This window comes from Elizabethkingia bruuniana (assembly GCF_002024805.1).
Lineage (GTDB): Bacteria > Bacteroidota > Bacteroidia > Flavobacteriales > Weeksellaceae > Elizabethkingia > Elizabethkingia bruuniana.
This window is the reverse complement of record NZ_CP014337.1, coordinates 941,021-963,561: the sequence shown is the minus strand read 5'-3', so window position 1 is coordinate 963,561 and position 22,541 is coordinate 941,021. Positions and strand designations below refer to the sequence as shown.

14 protein-coding genes are annotated in these 22,541 nt (G+C 35.3%); 7 read left to right on the top strand and 7 right to left on the bottom strand.

Going from position 1 to position 22,541, the window contains the following annotated elements:
- Nucleotides 1-440: 440 nt before the first annotated feature.
- From AYC65_RS04605 to AYC65_RS04595, 3 genes are all read left to right on the top strand, one after another.
- Entirely contained in the window at nucleotides 441-3,395 is a 2,955-nt protein-coding gene (locus tag AYC65_RS04605) for a SusC/RagA family TonB-linked outer membrane protein (RefSeq protein WP_034871171.1), read from the top strand.
- Between the two features lie 6 nt (nucleotides 3,396-3,401).
- Complete coding sequence (locus AYC65_RS04600) at nucleotides 3,402-4,868, top strand: RagB/SusD family nutrient uptake outer membrane protein (protein WP_034871170.1); 1,467 nt, start codon at nucleotides 3,402-3,404, stop codon at nucleotides 4,866-4,868.
- Nucleotides 4,869-5,309: 441 nt separating this feature from the next.
- Entirely contained in the window at nucleotides 5,310-6,662 is a 1,353-nt protein-coding gene (locus AYC65_RS04595) for an endonuclease/exonuclease/phosphatase family protein (RefSeq protein ID WP_034871169.1), read from the top strand.
- A gap of 202 nt (nucleotides 6,663-6,864) precedes the next feature.
- Here AYC65_RS04595 and AYC65_RS04590 read toward each other — a convergent pair whose 3' ends face one another.
- The 3 genes from AYC65_RS04590 to AYC65_RS04580 form a co-directional block, all read right to left on the bottom strand.
- Entirely contained in the window at nucleotides 6,865-7,620 is a 756-nt protein-coding gene (locus tag AYC65_RS04590; RefSeq protein WP_052114772.1) for a GLPGLI family protein, read from the bottom strand.
- A 14-nt stretch (nucleotides 7,621-7,634) separates the two neighbouring features.
- Nucleotides 7,635-7,892 carry a hypothetical protein gene (locus tag AYC65_RS04585; protein ID WP_059333842.1) on the bottom strand — a complete coding sequence of 86 codons (258 nt, stop codon included), beginning with the start codon at nucleotides 7,890-7,892 and terminating at the stop codon, nucleotides 7,635-7,637.
- Nucleotides 7,893-8,335: 443 nt separating this feature from the next.
- Nucleotides 8,336-9,205 (bottom strand): DUF5829 family protein, encoded by an 870-nt coding sequence (locus tag AYC65_RS04580; RefSeq protein ID WP_034872036.1) that lies wholly within the window; start codon nucleotides 9,203-9,205, stop codon nucleotides 8,336-8,338.
- Nucleotides 9,206-9,414: 209 nt separating this feature from the next.
- Here AYC65_RS04580 and AYC65_RS04575 point away from each other — a divergent pair, with 209 nt between their 5' ends.
- Genes AYC65_RS04575 through AYC65_RS04560 form a run of 4 tightly spaced genes read left to right on the top strand, consistent with a single transcriptional unit; the run spans nucleotide 9,415 to nucleotide 17,054 of the window.
- Nucleotides 9,415-11,637 carry a peptidase domain-containing ABC transporter gene (locus AYC65_RS04575; protein WP_052114822.1) on the top strand — a complete coding sequence of 741 codons (2,223 nt, stop codon included), beginning with the start codon at nucleotides 9,415-9,417 and terminating at the stop codon, nucleotides 11,635-11,637.
- Nucleotides 11,638-11,643: 6 nt separating this feature from the next.
- Nucleotides 11,644-14,295, top strand: coding sequence for a lantibiotic dehydratase (locus AYC65_RS04570; RefSeq protein ID WP_034872035.1), 2,652 nt, complete (start codon nucleotides 11,644-11,646; stop codon nucleotides 14,293-14,295).
- Nucleotides 14,296-14,299: 4 nt separating this feature from the next.
- Nucleotides 14,300-15,151 carry a thiopeptide-type bacteriocin biosynthesis protein gene (locus tag AYC65_RS04565; protein WP_034872033.1) on the top strand — a complete coding sequence of 284 codons (852 nt, stop codon included), beginning with the start codon at nucleotides 14,300-14,302 and terminating at the stop codon, nucleotides 15,149-15,151.
- A complete protein-coding gene (locus tag AYC65_RS04560) occupies nucleotides 15,138-17,054 on the top strand; it encodes a lanthionine synthetase LanC family protein (RefSeq protein ID WP_034872031.1) in 1,917 nt (638 codons plus the stop codon). The genes AYC65_RS04565 and AYC65_RS04560 overlap by 14 nt, the downstream gene beginning before the upstream one ends.
- Before the next feature lie 119 nt (nucleotides 17,055-17,173).
- On the opposite strand, the gene AYC65_RS04555 is transcribed toward AYC65_RS04560, so the two are convergent.
- The 4 genes from AYC65_RS04555 to AYC65_RS04540 form a co-directional block, all read right to left on the bottom strand.
- Complete coding sequence (locus tag AYC65_RS04555) at nucleotides 17,174-17,368, bottom strand: pinensin family lanthipeptide (protein WP_034872029.1); 195 nt, start codon at nucleotides 17,366-17,368, stop codon at nucleotides 17,174-17,176.
- Nucleotides 17,369-17,467: 99 nt separating this feature from the next.
- Entirely contained in the window at nucleotides 17,468-19,651 is a 2,184-nt protein-coding gene (locus AYC65_RS04550) for a TonB-dependent siderophore receptor (protein WP_034872027.1), read from the bottom strand.
- Nucleotides 19,652-19,661: 10 nt separating this feature from the next.
- The gene (locus AYC65_RS04545; protein WP_034872026.1) at nucleotides 19,662-21,110 is read right to left on the bottom strand and encodes an ABC transporter permease; all 1,449 of its coding nucleotides are present in this window, start codon (nucleotides 21,108-21,110) and stop codon (nucleotides 19,662-19,664) included.
- A 3-nt stretch (nucleotides 21,111-21,113) separates the two neighbouring features.
- Entirely contained in the window at nucleotides 21,114-22,532 is a 1,419-nt protein-coding gene (locus AYC65_RS04540) for a DUF3526 domain-containing protein (RefSeq protein WP_034872024.1), read from the bottom strand.
- Nucleotides 22,533-22,541 lie beyond the last annotated feature (9 nt).

Below are 22,541 nucleotides of genomic sequence, written 5' to 3'. Positions count from 1 at the left end.
AGATAGACTTTATATGATATAAATCATATCCACTGTTTACCGCAAATTTTGATTAATTAAATACTTTTGAAGCAGTAAAAAAAATCAAATTCGTTTTATGAACACAAGTTTACCCGACACTGTCCCGGGAAGTTTCCCAACAGTATCTGCTCAAGAATCTTCTTGTACAAAAAACTATTATACACTGAAATACTTTACTTTTCAATGTATGTGTTATATGTATTCCATGTAATGCATTATTGAAGAAGTAATAAAAACGGGAGGCCAGGTTCTTTCTCACACTAAAATCTCCTTTTTCCTTTCAATCTTCAACACTTTTAATGCAACCTCCCTCATCTCATAGAAGGAGGCTGGATATTTATTATCTCTTTTCAGCAATAATGAACAGGGACTAAATAAACTATGTGTCTTCTCAAGATTTAAACTAAGATTAATATATAATGAAAAAAAAACAATGTAAAATTGGAGCATTAGCCCTGATTCTGTTTGCGGAATATGGTTTTGCACAAACCAGGGACAGCCTGACCAAGGAAAATTCCATAAAGGAAGTTGTGGTGGTAGCCTTTGGTAAACAAAAGAAAGAAGAGATCACAGGATCTGTACAGTCACTAAAAACAAAAGATCTGGCAAATCTTCAAAACGGTAATATTTTGCAGGGGATCGGCGGAAAGGTTGCCGGCGTACAGGTAATATCTTCCGGGCAGCCAGGTTCCCAGCCAACCATAAGAATGCGGGGAATAGGCTCTATCAATGCATCAAGCGACCCGCTAATTGTATTAGATGGTATTCCGTACAACGGGAATCTGAATAGTATTCCGGGAACAGATATAGAAAGTATTTCTTTTCTGGAGGATGCATCTTCCAATGCTTTATATGGTTCCAGAGGTGCCAACGGTGTAATCATTGTAAATACCAAAAGAGGAAAAACCAATGGCCTCCGCGTAGAAGCTGATGTAAAAACAGGTATAAACTTCAGATCAATAGAGGATTATCCGGTTTATACATCTCCAAAAGATTATTACACTGCATTCTATAACCGGGCAAGAGTCGGCGAGATTGCCAGATTAAAACAAGCTGGTGCAGTTCCCTCCGGAGCCTCTCCGCATGAGGTCGGAATCACTGCACTAAACAAATTGGGATACAATGCATACAATCTGCCTTTTAATCAATTAATTTCACAAGATGGCTCGTTTAACCCTAATGCACAGCTATTGTATCAGGATGACTGGAAAAAACTGCTTTTCAAACCAGCATTAAGAAGAGAGGCAAGTATAGGAATTACAGCAAATAATGAGCAGGTAAAGTCTTATACCTCTCTGAATTATCTGGATGACCAGGGTTATCTTATCTCTTCAGGGTTTGAAAGATTTGGAATAAGGTCTAATCTGGATTATGCTATTACCAGTAAACTAAAACTGACCAGTGGTTTATCATATACTCATAGTAAACAAGACTTTGGTGAAACCGGAGGTTTTTCCAATCCATTCCAGTTTGCCAGAAATATTGCACCATTTTATCCGGTATTTCTGAGAAATAATAATTACCAGATTGTTTATGATAAGAACGGAAAAGCTTTGTATGATTACGGCGATGGGCAAGGCCCTAATGGAGCTGCAAGATCTTATGCTGTTTATGAAAATCCGGTTGGTAATCTCCAGCAGGATAAATCCCAAACAACCAGTAATATCACCAATATAAACCTGGGTCTAAATTATGAAATTATTAAAGGATTAGATTTCACTTACAACTTCGGTGCGTATTTAGAAAACATAAAAGATCTGCGGTTTGGCAATACAATTGGCGGTACCTCTGCATCTGTTGGGGGCAATCTTACAATGAGTTCTATATTCAGAAATACATTGAATCACCAGCAGTTGCTTACCTACCAGAAAAAACTGGGTAAACACAGCTTCAATATTCTTGTTGGTCATGAGCTGAATAAAACAAAAAGCGACAGATTCTCGGGAACAAAACAGCAGCTTGTATTGCCTAACTCCCTGTCCTTTGATAATGCTGTAAAAATTACGGATTTATCAGGGAATGGCTATGAGTATGCAGTAGAAGGCTATTTCTCCAGATTACTTTATAATTATGACAATAAATATTTCTTTAATGCCAATATCCGTAGAGATGGTTCTTCGGTATTCTCTCCCGACAGCAGATGGGGTAATTTTTATGGTTTAGGAGCCGCCTGGAATATTGCTAAGGAAGATTTTCTAAAAGGCAACAATACCATTAATTCTTTAAAATTAAAGATTTCATACGGACAACAGGGAAATGACAATATACTACTGGAAAACTCCGACAGAGATTATTATGCTTATCAGGACATCTACGGAATCAATAACTTCGGAGAGGGAAAGCCTGTTTTATCACTTAGGAAACAAGGAAATAAAGATTTAAAATGGGAAACCTCTAAAAATCTGAATGCAGGTTTTGAAATTTCTCTTTTAAAAAACAGAATTAGCCTGAATGCCGATTATTTTGAAAGAAAAGTATCGGACATGATCTACACCCTTCCCCTGCCTCCTTCCAATGCTGGATCATATATCCGATATGGCAATATTGGTGACATGATCAACAGAGGGGTTCAGGCAAATCTGAATATAGATATTCTACGCTCTGATCAGTTACAATGGAGTTTTTATGCAAATGCTACCCACTATAAAAATAAAATAACCAAGTTACCTGCTGAGCAAAGAAATACAGGATTGGTTTCTGGATTATTTATTCTGACTGAAGGTGGTGACAGATATACCTATTATCTGAAAAAATTTGCAGGTACAGACTCTAATAATGGTGATGCTCTTTGGTACCGTACAAGTATAAACCCTAATACTAAAAAGGAAGAAACTACTATTACCAATAATTATAAGGAGGCAACTGACTACAATACAGGCAAGTCTGCTATTCCAAAAGTATATGGTGGTTTTGGTACCGATTTTACGTATAAAGGATTCAATCTGGTAGTTAATTTTGCTTATCAGTTTGGTGGTTATGGTTATGACGATATCTACAGAAGTTTATTTCATTCCGATACTTATGCTTCCAACTATTCAACAGATTTGGATAAAACATGGACACCCGAAAATCCGAACGCTGCATTACCACGTGTAGATCTTAATTCGACTAATCAAAACGGAAACTCTACACTGTATCTTATAAAATCAGATTACGTCAGCCTTCAGGATATAACCCTCTCTTATCAGCTGCCTCAGGACTTCACACAACAGATAGGCCTGTCAGCACTCAAAATTTATCTTACAGGGAACAATCTCTACTTATGGTCCAAAAGAAAAGGTTATGATCCAAGAGCCTCATTAACAGGCGTTTCTAATTCATACAGATACTCATTACTTTCAAGCGTTTCTTTAGGCTTCAAACTCAATTTTTAAAAACATATGAAAACAATAAAATATTTAATCACAGCACTATCTATAAGTACGATCATTAATAGTTGCTCTAGTGACCTGAATACTTTGCCAAACGGAGATATTTCGGGTGATCAGCTAAACGATGACAAAACAAAGGCTGAAAAAATCCTGGGTGGGATCTATCTGGACCTCCGTAGTAATGGAGCCGGAGGAACTACTTTACATTCCGACTTTGGTATTATGGCTATAAAAGCGGGAGCAGACCTTATGTCCAATGATGTAATACAGTCCACCAACCAGCATTTAGGAATGTTTTATAATTATGATGCTACAAATGCCAATAATTCTGCTGCTGAATTTGTCTGGACTACTTTTTATGCCAGAATATTTGTAATCAATAAACTCTTGAATGATTTAAAAAACGATAATAGTATAGCTAACGGAGCCATTGCTGGGCAACTGCATGCGTTAAGAGCTTACTCCTATTTTTATCTGATTCGTTTCTATGCCAACGACTACAAAGAGCACAAACAGGATCCGGGGCTACCTTTGGTATTAACGAATGATAATCAAAGCCAGGGACTTTCCAGATCTACAGTAGCCGATGTATATCAGCAGATTACCAAAGATATTGAAGAATCTATTGTCCTTTTAGGCAGCTATGCACGCTCTTCCAGAGCTCAGATAGACCAAAGAACAGCTAAAGCAATTGCTTCTGAAATATATCTGCAAACCGGAGATTATGCTAAAGCAGGTAAATATGCCAATGAAAGCAGACAGGGAATAGCGCTGATGACTGAAAATGATTACATAACAACTGGTTTTTCGAATATCAATAATCCAGAGGTAATATGGGGATTCCATAATACTACAGCTACCATGAGTATTGGGAATTATTATGCTTCCTTTTTCTCTATGTTCGATAATACAAACAGGGGCTACGCCGGAGCTGCGCAAATTTATAAATTAATAGACAAAAGACTTTATGATGCTATTCCAGAAACTGATTACAGAAGAAAAGTATTCAATGGCAGTCAGAAAGCAGATTATACCTTTAATGGTACCCAAAAGAATTACCCGCCATATGTAAGCTGGAAATTTAAAGACCCTACCCTCTTTGAAGGAGATTATATCTATATCAGAGCTTCTTCTTTGTATTATACAGAAGCTGAAGCATTGGCAAGGCAAGGCCGTGAGGCTGAAGCCCGACAGGTTCTTTATGAAATTACCTCTCAAAGAAATAAAGCTTATTCGTTGTCCTCCAAAGCAGGAAATGAACTTATCAATGAAATCATTCTTCAGAAAAGAATCGAACTTTGGGGAGAAGGCTATGCATGGTTTGATATGAAACGACTGAGTACACCTCTGGAGAGAATATATCCCGGGACTAACCATACTTTCGGAAGATTCAATTTAGCACCTGATAAATTCAAATTCCAGATTCCAAATAAAGAGATCAATAACAATCCACAGATTAAACAAAACGAATCATAAATAAAGTCCATTAACCTCAAAAAGGTAAAAGTATAATAAAAAGGCAACATTTCAGGATGTTGCCTTACTTTGTTAATTAAGATATAACCATGTGAAGCACCTGAATACTATTTTCCAAATATTTTTATATCATCATGATAAGCTATTCGTGTACAGGAAGGCAGCACTCCGTAAATTCCTCATTTCAAATATCGAACTGCCCAATAGGAGTAATGAATATAGTACGTAACGTTCCAATATTTTAATTTTTCTCATAAAATAATATTTAGGTTTGGTATTACGAATGTAAATATTATTGTCACAAATTATTTACAACACAATAAATTTATTACTAATACGTTTTCGTTAGATTTTATCCGGATTATCATTTTGTAATACCGAATCGAAATAACCACATTAATTTATATTTTAGCAAAACCAAACCTAAATATTACTAGAACTATGAAAAAACATTTATTCTCCACAACTCTTGCTGTTGCATCATTGGTTTCCTGCTCACGGCCTGAGATCCATGCCAGTGCTGCGGAATTAGAAGCGAAGCAATATGCTTTACAAAGTAAATCCACATCAGAAGATCAGACCTACTCATTTAGTGTTATGCAGTTCAATATCTGGCAGGAAGGCACACAGGTATCTGGAGGCTACGATGCTATTGTTAATGAAATAGCTGACCGTGAGCCTGATTTTGTAACCCTTTCGGAAGTCAGAAATTACAACAACACCTCGTTTGACCAACGTATTGTAGCTTCTTTAAAGGCAAAAGGAAAAACATATTATGCTTCCAGAAGCGAGGATAATGGAGTATTAAGCAAATATCCAATTAAAGAATACTCAGCCTTTAGTGCCTACCACCGTTTGGTAACCGAAGTTGTTCCCGGGAACGAAGTTGTTATTTACTCCGGTCATTTAGACTATACGCACTACGCTGTATATTATCCCAGGGGTTATGATCCTGTAACTTTCAAAGAATTACCAGCTCCTGTTACAGACGTAACTAAAATTACGGAAATGAATGATCAGTCCAAACGACCTCAGCAAATTCAGGATTTCCTTACCCGCGCAAAACAGGATATTGCAAGCGGAAAAGTAGTGATTCTGGGTGGAGATTTTAATGAAGCCTCACATTTGGACTGGACAGAAGCGGTTAAAAATTTATACGATCATCGTGGTACAGTTGTCAACTGGAGTTCTACCGCTACCCTTTCCAAAGCTGGTTTTAAAGACAGCTACAGAGTACTCTATCCGGATGAGGTAAACTATCCGGGATTTACATGGCCTGCACAGTCCTCGTGGACTCCTAAATCTGATGAAAGGGACAGAATTGATTATATCTTCTATTATGATAACGGGAATATTTCTGTAAGCGACAGTTATATAGTTGGACCCAAAAATACAGTAGTAAAGAATATTTCGGTTCCGGAAACTTCAAAAGATAAATTTTCTGAACCAAAAGGAATCTGGCCTACAGACCACAAAGCAGTATGGAGTACTTTCAAAGTTAAAATACCTCAGAATAATGCCAAAGTAACACTAAACAAATCCAGCTATAAGCTAAATGAGGCAATTCAGGCTTCCTTTAGCAACGGATCTTCAGACCCAAAAGCTTGGATAGGTATATATAAGCAAGGGCAAACTCCGGGAACTAATTACTCAGCAAAATGGCAGTATACAAATAGCATCAACGGAACATTAAACTTTGCTTTGGATACTCCAGGTTCTTATTATATCTCTTTCTTTAAAGATAACGGATATACCGAAATAGCACCGAGAGTATATTTTACGTGTGGGAATTAAACTATCGAAACCAGATATTTCACTTAAATAAAAAGAGAGCACCGGTAGTGTTCTCTTTTTATTTGCAAATACTATGTTAGGTTACAGCTATGGTATCATGTTAAAAAAATGACAGCAGAAACGCTACTATACACTAAAATTGCTAACTAACAAAATAGTTTGATGCGATATAAAAAACACCCCTAATTAGGATAGTTTTATTTTAAGTCTTCTCTATAGGATTTAGATTTATAATTGGAGAGCGCCCATTATTCCCTTTTAATCCCTTAATTATTTTAATTTTATCAAAATAATATTTTTCACGGGTCGTTTTGATATTATTATTGATATTTATTGAAATCTCTTTGCTTTTGCTTCTTGAGATTGATATTGCATTAAAACTAAATTGATTACCCGTATCGGCTATACTTAAAATTAAACCAGGCAGCCCATTAAATTTGTATGGACCATCAGGTATTGAAATTTTCTCAGTATACCAAGCTGTATAATTTCTTCCTTTAAAATAACAAATAGCTTTTTTACTTTTATAACCTAGTATTACCTTTGTTTCTGGCAATAATTTCCACTGCATTTTATCTATATTACTTTGATAAAATAATTTATATTTCATTATTCTATCAGAATATATCAATTCATTACTGTTGAAATCTTTGAATATTGATATCCATACTTGGGGCTTTTGAATAGCATCAAAATCTATGATTCTTGAATTTAACTTCATATAATTAGAGACTATGGAATCATATTTATACTTAGCATTACTTTCAAAAATAGATTTATCTTTAGCCAAAAATAAATTCATAATTTCTGATTTTTTACTTCTTGCATCAGTAGAATCAGATTGAAATATAAATTCATACCTGACTCTTAAGTCAGGTATGAATTTATATTCTTGGCTCTTTAAAAATTGTTGCATCAATAAAAAAAGAGATAAAAAAATAGCCTTTTTATATAACATAAAAATTATTTAATTTAGACTAAGATATCCCATTTGTCTCTACCTGGTCCACAACTTCCATACCACAAATCAAAAGCTTGTTCAAAAGCTTCTTCTACTGTTTCAGTAATAAAAGCAACCTCATTTCCACATATTGTCATCCAATACCAATTTTCGAATGAAACAATTCCTTTCAATTCTTTAGTTTGAAAAAATGAATTTAATTCTGTATTTTTTGTTGAAAAACTAAAAAAAAATAATGTAAAAATTGAAATAATGAAAAAATTTTTCATATAAATATTTTAATCAAATATAACATTAAAATTCAATAATGCAATTTTTAATATAAAATATTTCATTATTTATTAAAAGTAAAATTAATTATTCAATATAAAAAACTTAAATAATAAATAAAATTAATTTACAACTAGAAAAACATAAATAATCTGATATAGATCACAAAAACAATTCAGGCTTCCTTTAGTAACGGATGGATTGGTATATATAAGAAAAGGGCAGAATTACTCAGCGAAATGGCAGTATACAAATGCTACAAGTGGTACACTGAGCTTTGCTTTGGATACTCCAGGTTCTTATTATATCTCTTTCTTTAAAGATAACGGATATACTGAAATAGCACCGAGAGTATATTTTACGTGTGGGAACTAGTTTTATATTGATGAATATTTAAAATAATAAATCTCAATGATGTTTCAAAAAAAGCTAAACAAAAGGCTTATTCAAACGTCATTGAGATTTGATTACTCGTTGAATTTTTAATGTGAATATTACCCAAATTAATATTTAGCCTTGTTTCACCTTTACTTATAAATCTAAGTTCCTTAATCATACTATTTCTCCTCTCTGTTAGCTTTAATTCAATTGTGACTGAATCTAATTTATAGATGACTAATCTCGGTTTCTGCTTTTTAATTTTAATATTTAGCGCTTTAAATTCTTTAATCATTTTATAAAAATCATTTGCATTGGCGTTAATCACAATACCCGATAAATCGATAATCTTTTTATTTTGATCAAATACCTTTTTTAAAAAGTCCTCTCTTTTAAAGTCAGAATAATTAATATTGAATAAATAGTTTAAAAAAACAGGATTGTATATCGCATACCAAGTCGCAATACTCCCCTTAAAATCGCTATAGAAAAAGGTATACCATAATATTTCTTTACCTCCAAACGGCCAGTTAGCCTCACTTTTTTGAAATTTTAAATCTTTAGATTTCTGGATGCTTTTTTGTACAGTATCAAGAGTACTATTAAAAGTATCCCATGAAAATCCGATTCCTATAGATCCAATTTTTTCTTTGAATCTATTCTCAGGTCCCATAATTTCTAAATAGGTAGATTTAAACCTCATATAAATAGTTGTTGCCGAATTATCTAGCGGAAGAAAATTTGGAAGCCCCTTGTCCTGATTTGCCAAAGTATTTAACTCATTACTCTGTTTTAAAGCATTAAATGTAGTAGAATCAACAACTACATATATATGATTTACTTTAAGATCTTTTAAATCAGAATTACCTCCTGATTTTTGGCCAGAAAGAGCCATACTTACAAAAAGTATTAAGAGTGAAAATATTTTATTCATCAGTTTGAGTGTTTAGTACCTACAAAACTAATCAATTCTAATTAACGCAACCAAGTTTCATTAATTATTGAAAAGAAAAACTCTTTGAGATCAATATTTTTTCTATATTGCAACTGTATTGCATTAATGTATTTTTAATTTTATCCCTTTAGAATATAGGTTATAGTTCATAAGAATATATTAATCAGTAAGTAACTATAGATCCACCAATGAAAATTAAAATACTTAGAAGAATTAAGCATTTTTTTGAAGGAGACCATTATCCATTTTTCCGACAATTGGACACAATGGACTGTGGCCCGACATGCCTCAAAATGATCACCAATTATTATGGAAAAGAATTATCTCTAAATCACTTACGGGAGCTGTGTGATGTCCGTAGTCAGGGGACTTCTGTAACCGGATTAAAATATGCCGCAGAAAAACTTGGATTCAACACATTTGCCGCGGAAATAAGTCAGGACGTGTTGCTAGAAAAAGCTCCATTGCCATGTATACTCCATTGGGATCATAATCATTTTGTTGTTTTATGGCATCTTACCGAAACCCATGCCTATGTCGGAAATCCGGCGCTTGGAAAGAATATGCGTTATGCTCTCAGCGATTTTATGGAGCATTGGAGATTATCGGGACAAGGAGATAAAGGAATTGCCATCTTTTTAGAAACAACAGAAGCTTTTGATCAGGTAGAAAACTCCCCGGAACCTCCGGTACATCTGTTTTCTTTACTGAAACGAATAGATAATCATTATAAAAATATTTCTTTTATCGTATTAACGCTTTTGGCTGCTACTCTCTTAACATTAGCCATCCCATTACTTACCCAGGCTGTTGTGGATAAAGCTATTATTAGAAAAGATATTGGAATATTATCTCTGATCTGCATTGGTCAGATTCTACTATTCACCGGAAGAATTTTTACAGATTTTTTGCGCAGCAGATTACTCTTTAAGGTAGGAATGACTATTAGTATAAAGCTGATATACGAATTTGTAGATAAGCTGATGCAGCTTAAACTTTCTTTCTTCGAATACAGAAACAGCGGAGACAATCTCCAAAGAATTTATGATAATCAACGAATAGAAGAGTTTCTTACAAAACACTGTGTTAGTGCAGGGCTTTCTGCTATAATTCTTGTCGTTAATGGTGGACTGTTATGTTACTACAATTGGAAACTCTTTTTATTATTCTTAGGTGCCAGTATTATTAGTGTGTTATGGACGAATCTTTTTGAAGAAAAAAGGAGACGCCTGGATCAGCGTACATTCAGTTTGCTGGCCAACACACAGCGCCACCAGATAGAAACCTTTGAAGCGATGACAGAAATAAAACTGACGGGAGCAGAAATGGAAAAAAATCAGATCTGGAAAACCATGCAGGAGGAAGCCTATGCCGTCAGGATGGAAAGTCTAAAGTTAGACCAACGGATACAGGGGGTTGCTCTTTTTATCAATGAAACAGCTGGAGTATCAACAACATTTTTAACAGCTTCTTTGGTCATTAACGGAAATCTATCCCTTGGGGCAATGCTTGCAATTACCTATATGTATGGAGCGCTAAACGGTACAGTCAATCAGTTATCAGATTTTATACGCTCTATGCAGACGGCAAAGTTCAGTCTGCAACGTATTTCAGAAGTCGAATATGAACCTACAGAAGATGCTCATTCAAGCTTGACTATGTCTGAAGGGAATCCCGGTTCAATAGAATTGTATAATGTCCATTTCCGTTATGGTAAGCTATCTCCTGAAGTATTACAGAATATAAATCTGACCATACCTGCCGGAAAAGTGACTGCTATTGTCGGAATGAGTGGAAGTGGAAAAACAACTCTTCTGAAACTCCTGCTGAAATTTTTCCCGCCCACACAGGGGATGATTACTTTTTGTGGACAAGATCTTGAAATGATTACTGCAAAGAGTTTACGCAGAAATTGTGGGGCTGTAATGCAAGACTCATTCATTTTCACAGATACAATAGCCTGCAATATTTGGATAGGAAGCCCGGAAAAAGACTTAAACAGAGTAAAAATTGCTTGTGAAATGGTCAATATGAAGGACTATATAGAAAGCCTTCCCTTCTCTTATGAAACTCTAATCGGCACAGACGGAACCGGAATTAGTGAAGGGCAAAAACAGCGTCTGCTTATAGCACGCCTTATCTATAGACAACCTGACTATATATTTCTGGATGAAGCCACAAACTCCCTGGATGCTAATAATGAAAAATTAATCGTTGAAAATCTGAATAGCTTCTTTACGGGCAGGACAGTTGTAATTGTGGCCCATAGACTAAGCACCGTAGTCCATGCAGATAATATTATTGTTATGGATAAAGGAAGCATTGTTGAACAAGGAACTCATGAAACTTTAACAAAGACAAGAGGAGCCTATTTTAATTTAGTTAAAAATCAATTAGAACTAGGAAAATAATAAAAAATGAGCTTGAATATTTTACCTTATATTTTCACACGATTCGCTGCATTGCCCGTAAAAAGACTGAATACACTCATTATTCCTGATACTCACCATCAGCTGAATACCTGGCAAAAGATTACTGACTTCCATAAAATATGTAATGAAAATTTATGCAGCCAATTATATATCCTTATTGAAAAAAGTTCTGATAACCTGGAACAGAAACGGCTGCTAAACTTAAAGCGCTCCGTTTACAACAACCGCCAAAATGCTTTGACAATGGTTCAAAAAATACAACCGGAAATATTTGAACTTTTTAAAGAATATTGGCAAGAGTGGCAAGGTGCAAACGTTATGTATAAAGAGTTTTTGCAGCTATGGGAAGCAGAGTTTCAGAATTACCAGGCATCACACAGACAGGAAATTAAAAAACTCATTGGAGAATATCCTTTCCGGAATGGTATTTTACTTTCCAGCAAAGATCTATATGGCCAACTAGATGATTTCGCTGAGACACTCTCCTCTGTCAATAAAGATAGCGAACGTATTGAATTCAGTGTTCTCCGTTATCTTACCCGAATGGCCTATAAAACTTCTCCTTTCAGTACATTCACTTATTTAGGCCTTACAAAAACTGCAGCCAGTAATAATACCCATTCATCTTCAACCGATCTTAATTGTAAAATCAGGCTAAACAATAAATTGCTGAAAAGAGTCAAAAAATTGATGGAACAACATCTTGCCTTGCGGAGTCTGTTATTTGTAAATACCAATAGCAGCATAACAGAAATTGATGGTCGTTTCACTTTCCTGATGAACAGCGCAAATATTGAAGTTTTTCAGGAAATACAAACCAGCGGTATCAATCAGTATATCAAAGAACTGATAATGAGTTCAGAAGAAAGTATAACATTATCTGCTTTGTTGGAACTTCTTTCGTCACAAATTGATGCTGAACTTCCTGAATTACAAGATTACTTACTAAAACTTGTTGATGTTGGCTTTTTAGAGCTGACTCTGGAATGTTCTGAAATCGATCCTGACTGGGATAGCCATCTACTTACATTTCTTCATAAACATAAAGAAACAAACCCTCCTGCAAATCAACTCTATCAACTTATTCTCATTTTGCATGAAGCTAAAAAAGAATTTGGTACAGCCGAAATACCCCAACGTGAAGTCCTTCTCCAAAAGACCTCTGGAATTTTTGACAATGTTATTTCTGATCTCGAAAATCAGGCAGGTATTGTTAAACTACCCAAAGCGGAAATGCAAACTGTACTGGACGAAATTATTAATCGATATAAAAATGGAGGGGGTTTTGAAAAACTTCCATACCTGCCTGTCGATTACCGCCAGGAAGGTTTTATTTATGAAGATGTCTATACAACTGTATCTCATATAATTGACGAAAATTTGATTCAGGAATGTGGACAGTTACTGTCTGACCTTGCTAACCGATTATCGGCTTTTGATATCAGAGGTCATGAAAAAAATAATATTACTAATTTCTTCAAGTCCAGGTATCAGCCAAATCAACAGATACCTCTTGTTACATTTTATCATGAATATTACCGTCACAAAAATGAATTTGAATCCAAACACGATATAACCCAAAAAGAGACTGAGAATTCATGGTCTGATATTTTTTGGAAAGCCCTTCATTATGAACCTCAAAATCCGGATGAAATAAAAATTTATCAAAAGAATCTTAATGTCCTTCCCTTATCAAAAAATAAGACCTTAGCAGGATCTGCGTTTTTGCAGTTTTTTGACGATCCATCAGGAGGCAAAACAAAAGCTGTTGTCAATGGTCTGATGCAGGGAATGGGCAAGATGAGCGGGCGGTTTCTGCACCTCTTCGATGATGAAGTATCAGAAATACACAGAGATTACAACAACCGGCTATTCTCAGATCAAATACTCATAGAACTTAATGATGATTCCAGTTTTAACGCCAACATTCATCCTCCATTGCTGGATCATGAAGTGAAAATGCCATCATCCAACACACAAATGAAAAAAACACAACAGATTCCATTAGATCAAATAGCTGTTGTATACGATTCTGGAAAGGATTTACTATGTCTAATAGAAACTGTTTCAAAGAAAGAGGTTTACGCATTTGATCTGTGTCTGGAAACCATAACAAACAGATCTAATCTTTATCAGCTTATGTCATTGTTCAATCCATGTGTCTATGCTAGCTATTACCCGCTAATTCAGGCTATCGATAAAAATTTCTCTAAACAGTTTACCAATGAGGCTATTCAGATTTTTCCAAGAATTGTTTTTGAAGACCAGCTTATCCTCCGGCGCAAAGGATGGCTTCTAAGTTTAGCCGCTATTCCTGTACAAGAAAAAGATGAAACAGACAGTATTTATTTTCTGCGTTTTCACCAATGGCTTTTAGAAAATATATTACCCTCTTCTCTCTTCCTTTATTTGCAATCTTCTTACATCCCTGAAGACGATTCATCCGAGAAAAATACAGGATACAGGGACGATTACAAACCTCAATTCATAGATTTCGAACAACCGCTCCTTTTTAATCTTTTCAAAAAGCTTCTGAACAGGGCTTCCTCCTATATTTATGTGGAAGAATCCCTGCCTACAGTCGACAATTCCCGCGAAAGAGTTTCTGAACATTTGATCCAATGGTATAATTTTTAAGCCGATGAAAAAAAACTGGGAAACTTACTATCTGTATTATGAAGGTCATGCGGACCGGGTATTAAAAGAAATTGTACATCCTGTTATTGAAGATATACAATACAAATTGAAGAAAACGGTAAAGTTTTTTTTTATTCGCTATTTCGAAAATGGTTATCATATCCGTTTAAGACTTCTTTTATCTTCCAAAGAAGTTTCATTGTTTCATTCTCTGCTTACTTATTATATATCAGATTCCGATATAAAAATTATTTTGAAAGAAGCTCAGTATATTCCGGAAACAGAAAGATATGGTAATTCAGACACTATTGTTTATGCAGAAAATCAATTTTATGCATCATCACGCTTTGTTCTTAATCAACTGACAGAAAGTGTTCCTTTAACAGGATCTGAAAGATATTCCATTGCATTGAATACCCATCTGGCATTTTTAAAAGGATTGGGATTGTCCTCTGAATACTGTCTGCAATTATGCGACAAATTTGTAGAAAGCTGGCTTCCGATACCTGCTTCATTTGATGCTAATGAACAGGAACAATACAAAAAGAGTCTTTTGGCTGCTTTCCAGCAGCAATTTGATCTTTATAAAGATTCCTTATATAGCAACGCAGTAAACTTCTGGAATTTATCTGACACTTCGAGAGATCCCTTTACACTAGAGTTTATTGAAATCAACAGAGAAGTAAACAAAAAATATACTGACTCCCATTTACCTGCTGAAGCTATAGATGAAGCATTACTGAGTTTTATTCATATGACTAATAACCGCATAGGAATTGTAAACTCTGAAGAATCTTACCTGCTTTTTTTAGTCAGACAAACCATCACCCTAATCAAGGATTATGACCATCAATAAAGAACTTAATGAACTGGAAACCGGATTGAATGAAATAAGTGAATTTCTTCTGTCTAAAATAAAACGGGACCAAAACGGATTTTATTGGGATACTATTAGTTATGATCATAATGTCGGAGAATTTTCTTTTGCATTCAACCCGTCACTTTGGAACGGAACCGGGGGAATTGCCTGGTTTTTCCTCGTATTGTATGAAAGTACAGGCAAAACCGATTATCTCGAAATAGCCGAAAAATCCTTTTCCAAAATATATCACTTTTCCATTAATCATAATATAGTCGGAACCAGCCTGTATGATGGAATATGCGGCACTATCTACTTTAGTTTGGAACTATTCCGGGTTACAGGTAAAAACTTATACCTGAAGCAAGCTTCAGAGCTTTATGATCGGTATCGTGAAAAAATACTGGCTGAACAGACTGAAGATATGCTGATTGGGATATCAGGAATATTAATTGTTCTTACACTGCTTTATCATTTTACCAAAAGCAATAGCCTATATCATGATATAACGGTATTGGTCACAAATCTTCTCAAAAAATCCTTGGTTGCAGAATTAGGAATTAAATGGGGAAGCAACCAGCTCTCCGTAGATTCCTTATGTGGTTTCTCACACGGAAATTCAGGTATTGGTTTCTCTTTGCTGCAACTTGGAAAGTATTTTAATAATCAGGAATTTATCTGGTTAGCCGAACAGGCATTCCTGTATGAAAGCCTGTATTATAATCCTGTAAAAGATAACTGGATGGATTTAAGGTGGGAAAATTCAAAAAACGACCTTCCAAATCTATTTGACTGGACTAAAGAAACTTTTCTTCCTGAAGATTTCGACCTCAACACCTGGGCACACGGAGCCTGTGGTATTGGAACAGCAAGAATTGCAGCATTCAAAATAACTGCTGGTAGTGTATATAAAAAAGACTGTATAAAGGCAGTCGAAAGATGCAAAAAAGATATTGAGACAAGATCCAAACGCAATCATATTCTGTTTAGTGGTTATGGTGGACTCGCTGATTTTCTCCTCCAATACCACAACACATTTGACGATAAAGAATCTATGGAACTTGCAACAGAGATTGTTCAGGAAGGTTTAGAAAAAAGCAGACAAACCGGACATTCTGAATGGGGAGTTCAAAACAGTGAGGATTTGGGACTAATGACGGGTACAGCTGGTATTGCTTTTTCATTACTTATGATTACAAAAGGCAAAACTTTTAATTCCATTCTTCATCCGGAGCTCCCAGATTCTGATATTTCTGTTACAAATAACAATACTCTGAAAAACATTAAAATAAAAGAAACTTTCTTTAGGGCTTATTATCCTCAAACTATTGAAATACTGGAAACTATCACTCAGATCCGGGATACAGTATATAACTCTCAAAACTTAGATGATTTTAGTAATTCTTTATTGAATCTAATAGAATGTTTGCCTCAGAAGGACATGATTTATATTTCCGATATTTACTTATTGGAAACAGCAAAAATACAATTCCTGAAAGAACATAAAGGTACTTTATGTTTTCAGACACGGCTAACAATGTTACAAAATGATTTAGACCAAATCTTAGAAAATAATGAGGTTGACTTTTCAGAAAGGCTATTTATCCGCAATCCTTTTATCCATATCCATGAATCGCAATTGAACTGGAAAGAAAGTAATAACAGGGAATCCGATACCGAGGTTTTTTACAATGTTTTTTACAGCACAGATAAGGAAACGTTTCACCTTATTATAGATCCTTTTTCTGCAATAATCCTTAAGCTATTGGAAAAACCTTTAAGTATTGAAGAACTCGCAAATCAGTTTCAGTACTCCCATGAAGAAAAAGAGATGATAGAAAGAAAGTTAACTGACCAAATTAAGGAACTGCTTAAATCATTTTTTATACGAATCCAGTAAAATGGTTTGATGTTTATAAATGGATATTGATTAAACCGGTTCTATATCCTGGCGAAAAACAATTACAAAAAAGGGCTGCTTTTATATAAAAGCAGCCCTACAATATAATCCCTCAATAATTAACACTGAACTGTTCCACAAACGTGAAGCCTGTCCTGTGTTTTTATTGTATGAGTTGGGTGATCATGGTCTCCTGCCGCAGAAATTCCTAAACCACCTTGAAGTTTTTTGGATAAATCTTTATCCAATGCTGTTACGAAGCTTTCGATCTTAAGATCTTCAATTTTAAGCTTCATCTTTTTGTTGTTTTCCATTGTAAAAACATTTTATAATTTGGCCTACTGTTTAAGGGTTTCGGCTTTCCCTCTTTTGTAAAGATAAACATTTTAACGCAACTTAGTTGCATTTAAATGTTAAAATTTCATGCCTACCTGTAATTTAAAATTGAACGGGTTGCTTTCTTTGTACATCCAGTTCTGTCCTATCACAGCACTCCAATCGGCATTGTACCTGTCTGTTACATTTCCATCCGTTATATAGCGTCTGTTAGCCAGGTTATCAAATATTCCCCTCACAAACCATTTTTTATGCTGATACATAATACTGGCGTCCAGTTTTATAAAATCCGGTATACGGACTCCGGGCACATCGGTCTCTCGCAGTAAAGCTGCTGTTTGTCCTATGGCCAATGATAGTCCCTGAAGTTTTCCTTTCTGAAATTTGTACATAAACCAGGTATTGATCTGATGTCTTGGAACGCTTGAAAATCTTTTACCAACAAGTTCCGGTACATAAGGATCTTTTGAATAAACAGAATTGATATAGGAATAATTAGCTGTTAAGGTAATATTCGGGTAGATGGAACCAATTATATCGACTTCTATTCCTTTATTTCTAACTTGGTTTAGCTGCGTCATCAGACCATTTGCCGGATTCTGGGAAAACGTATTATTTCTTATAAGACGATAAGCGCTTACAGAAGTAGATAATAACCCACCAAACCAGTCCTTCTTCAACCCAAATTCGGTGTTGTAGGTTTCCATAGGTTTCCATTCCTTGCCTTGTGGATCTGTTCCCGGCATTGGTTCAAAACTCTGATCATAGGAGAAGAAAGCTGCAAAATCCTTTTCAATAAGATAAGTTATTCCTACTCTTGGACTAAAGGCATAATGTCTGTAAATTTTACTGTCGCCTTCAGGTGAAAAAGGACCTTTGAGATATCGGTTACGTTTATTCCTGCTATATCGGAAGCCAGCATCGATAATCACACGATCCCATAATTTGAAATTATTGTAGAGATAGGCTCCTATAGTTACGTCTTTTGATTTTGTATAATCAATTTGATCATCAGCCTCAGGTTGAATCAGCAGGTCTCTGTTGATTCCATAATTCATTTGGTGCCGGTTAAAAATAAATTCTTTAGCTCCCTGAATATGTTCTGTATTACTCTTACTGCTATTAAAATCGAATCCTGTGAGTACCGTATGAACAATATCTTTGGTCATATTATAACTACCATTTAAAAATAGCTGAGTATTATAGGTCAGGTATTTCTGTTTATTTCTAAAACTTGAACGCAAAGCATTCCCTGCTTCATCAAACATTGGCGGATTATAGCTTTTAGTTCCTCCTAAAAGGCTCCATTGATCCAGGGGTGTACTTTTAATGGATGACTGGGATACTATTTTCCATTTATCACTGAAATTATGATTAAATACCAGCCTTCCGTAATGCTCATCAAGCTTTGACACAGGAAGATTTGGGTCTCCCTGATAATTAGCTCTCCAAGGATGTTTCTGAACCATATTTTCAGATTCATATTGAATGAAATTACTTGATTCAAGAGCTCTTCCCTGGATCATATTCCACTCTGCAAGAAGGAAAGTATTCTTGCTAAAATTATATTGGATAACAGGTGCAACGACAAATTTTCTCCGCTTAGCATAATCAAAATAATAGCCTTGTGATTCATAAGCCGCATTCAATCGGAATGAAAGACCTTTCTCTTTTACCGCGCTTCCCAAATCAACAGAGGCTCTATAAAAGCCAAAGCTCCCGGCAGTTATATTAGCTTCCCTTATCCTTCGGGGCGCTTTGGTATTGATGTTTAAAGATCCCCCACCTGATCCCATTGAATTGATAAACCCCGCAGGCCCTTTTATAACATCCACCTGCTCTATCAGTGCAACATCTTCTTGCGAAAGGCCTCCAGCAAAAGAAGGCAGTCCATTTCTGAATGTACTGACAGGGTTAAATCCACGAATCTGGGCATTGAATGTTCCGGAAAAGATATTACCAGCCCCGGTAGCATCACCTATATAAATCCCACTTACATTTCGAAGCACATCTTGTACATCAAATGCTCCCTGAAGATTGAGTAAATCACTTTTAATACTTACAATATTCTGAGGAATTTCTAATAGCTTGTCATTTCTCTTCAGGTTTCCCGAAAGACTGTCTGTTTTAATCTGCTTCATCGCGGTTAGTATGACCTCATCAATATATTTTGCAGACACAGAATCTTTTTTCTCCTGTCCATATATTAAAGAAAATGTTCCGCAAAGGGCTGCCGTTACCAGGAGGTAGTTTCTCTTCATTATTATTTTTTTATTGTTTTATTTTCTTTATCAGGAATAAGCCTCCCGCACAGAATACTATGCTTATAAGCCACAAACTCCATATACCATATATAAACTCCGATAGGTCTACTTCATGGTATTTTACTTTGAACTCTGGTATTTCTTTAAGCTCTTCCGGAGAGAATGAAGACAATGTTCTCTTACCTTTATTCATCGAAAAAACTCTGTTATAAAAGCAGTTTTGCCATATCCGCTGAAAATCTTTAACATCTTGTTTATATTGCAGGTAGTCTTTCCGGCTGGTATGGGCCAGCAGGGTGAACAAATGTTCTGTATTTTGAACCGGATTATATTTGATTAAACTATGAGCTGTCTGATTAGCCATATTCTCATTTTTCCATAAGGAATCAACCACAGCTTTCATTCGATTTTGTTTAATCTGATAGTATCCCGCAAAAAATGCATCATTTTGGTTGTCCAGAGTGTCTGCCGGAGTATACGCTGATTTATATTGCGGATAATTTCTGTAAAAACTGTCAGTAACAGACTTTGGATTCATTGCCCATACATCATCACTTATTAATCTGTCTTTCTCCTGGAGATCCAAAAGCTTAAGTTCAGAAGGGTTTTTCAACTGTGCTGTTTTATTAATTACCAGAGGTAACAGAAACAATAAAAAAATCCAAAGTGCAAGACACGAAAACAGGTTAAATACACTATTTCTATCCAGAGAAATAATTATAAAACACAGAGAAAACCAAAAAATACAATATGACAACAGCAAAAAGAACCAAAGAAAGACATCCCAAACGGAAGGATATCCAGATGGAGAAAGCAACATCCCTAAGGCATTTAAAAAGACTGCAGCCAGAAAAACTAAGCTTAAACGAAACGTAAGCTTAATAAGCAATACACGTTTTATAGTTCCGCCCTGAACAATCAAAAGACGGCTAATCCCATTTTCTTTTTCCGAAGAAAGAGTATTGTATACCAAAACTATAATGAGCAATGGAATAAGGTATAAATTAACATACACAAGATCCAGGCGTCCTTCAAAAAGAATAGCAGGGTTGGTTATCTCCCTGTCAACAGCGGCATAATCTGTATAATAATTGACCTTCTCCGTAACAGGAGTTACATCTTTTATTCCGGCTGCCAAACCCGTTAACGGATAAGGATAATCAAAGGCCATTCGCGGATATCGATAATCTATTACATAGGGATTTCCTGCATTTTCTGCCTGCTTTTTTTTCTCAATAGTAAAAGTATCACTAAAAGCCTTCAGGGTATTATGATAATCTTTAACAGATTCTTTCTTTGCCTCGTCAATAGCTTCCAACTTCTTATTTGTCAAAGCATTCCCGGAATAAATAGCGTAACCTCCAATTACAAAAAACAGAAAAAAAAGAACCCAGACTCTCGGCTGTCGAAAAATATGTTTCCATTCGTATAATAACAACATTACTTTATCCTTCATATCCTAAAAATTATTTCGCTTAATAATTAATCTGAAAGAGAAAATCAATATCAGAGTCCACAATAACAATGACAGAATAGCAATTGTATGATTACAGATAATAGATCCTACAGCAGGGTACCTGTAGTTAAAATCCGGAAAACGGCTATAAAAATCTTGGTTATTTACTTTTAATTTCCCTGAAACAGCAATTTCAAGCTCTCTTTTATTCAATCTGTTCATCATATTATTTCTGTATTCTTCGGCTTTATTAAAGAAATCAATATGATGCTGTACATCTGTTCCGGTAAATGCCATAGAAAGTTGTCGTACCGCCATAAAAGGATTGATAAGCCCCATGTAATCCATAAATTTCTGCTGTTGATTGAATTTCCCCTCTACTTTCTTAGAATAAAAAGCGTTTACTTTATTTTCATAAGCTTCGGCTTGAACAAGATCAAGAGCAAAACGAACTTTTTCCGGTAACTGGTCTATACTGGTCGCGTTGAACTGGTTGAGATGCTTTTTTAAGTAGTTTTCAGATCGGGAAGTATAATCGCCATCATTCCCAAGCCCTTTGTCGAAACCTGTTTTAACATTATGCTCAAATTCATGATAGGAAGGTAAAGGATAGAGGTTATCCGCTACTGAAGTACTGAATTTTGGAATTAACAGAACGCTAAAAACCCATACTGTAATATTAGCCATTAATGAAGACCAGGATGAACGGCTTAAAGCAGAAATCAATAGAACTCCGCCTGAAACAAGCAGAAAATACACTGCATATAAAATAATCCAATATCCTGCTCTGATCAAATAACTGACAGGTTCACCCTCAAAAATAAGTCCAGCAACCATTATGACCAATGGTGGTACAATAAACATTAGAGTTGCAGTGTAAAGAGCCATAAATTTCCCTGCCAACAGTTGCCCAAATGAAGCACCCTGTACAGATAGTACCTTTAGAAATCCTTTTTCACGTTCTGAAGAAACAGAAGAAAAGCCCAATCCAATAATAATCAACGGCATAAACCATTGAAAGAAAAATGCTGTATTCAAATCAGGACGCCTCATAAATGCTTCCAGATCCGGTAATCTGTAGGAGTGCATTTGTGGTCTTTTATGAGCTTCTACCCTGTATTGATTCTCTGAATAAACATTAGTACCTGATTCCAAAAGGGATAGATAGCTGACAGGCTTAAAAAGAAATGTTCCCCAATGTGCAGCGCTATGATTATTTCGGTTCTGATCTTTCCATTCGCTGTCTATTATTTCTTCAGCTTGCTTATTTTTAGCTGATGCCGCGGTAAGCTGTACATAGTTGGTCCCCCAAACGCCCAATAAAATAAATGTATAAAAGAAGATAAACAGCTTCAGTCCATTTTCCTGAAATGCTTTGAATTCATGCTTAGCGACTAAAAATGTAATTTTTAATTTAATCATTCATTTACT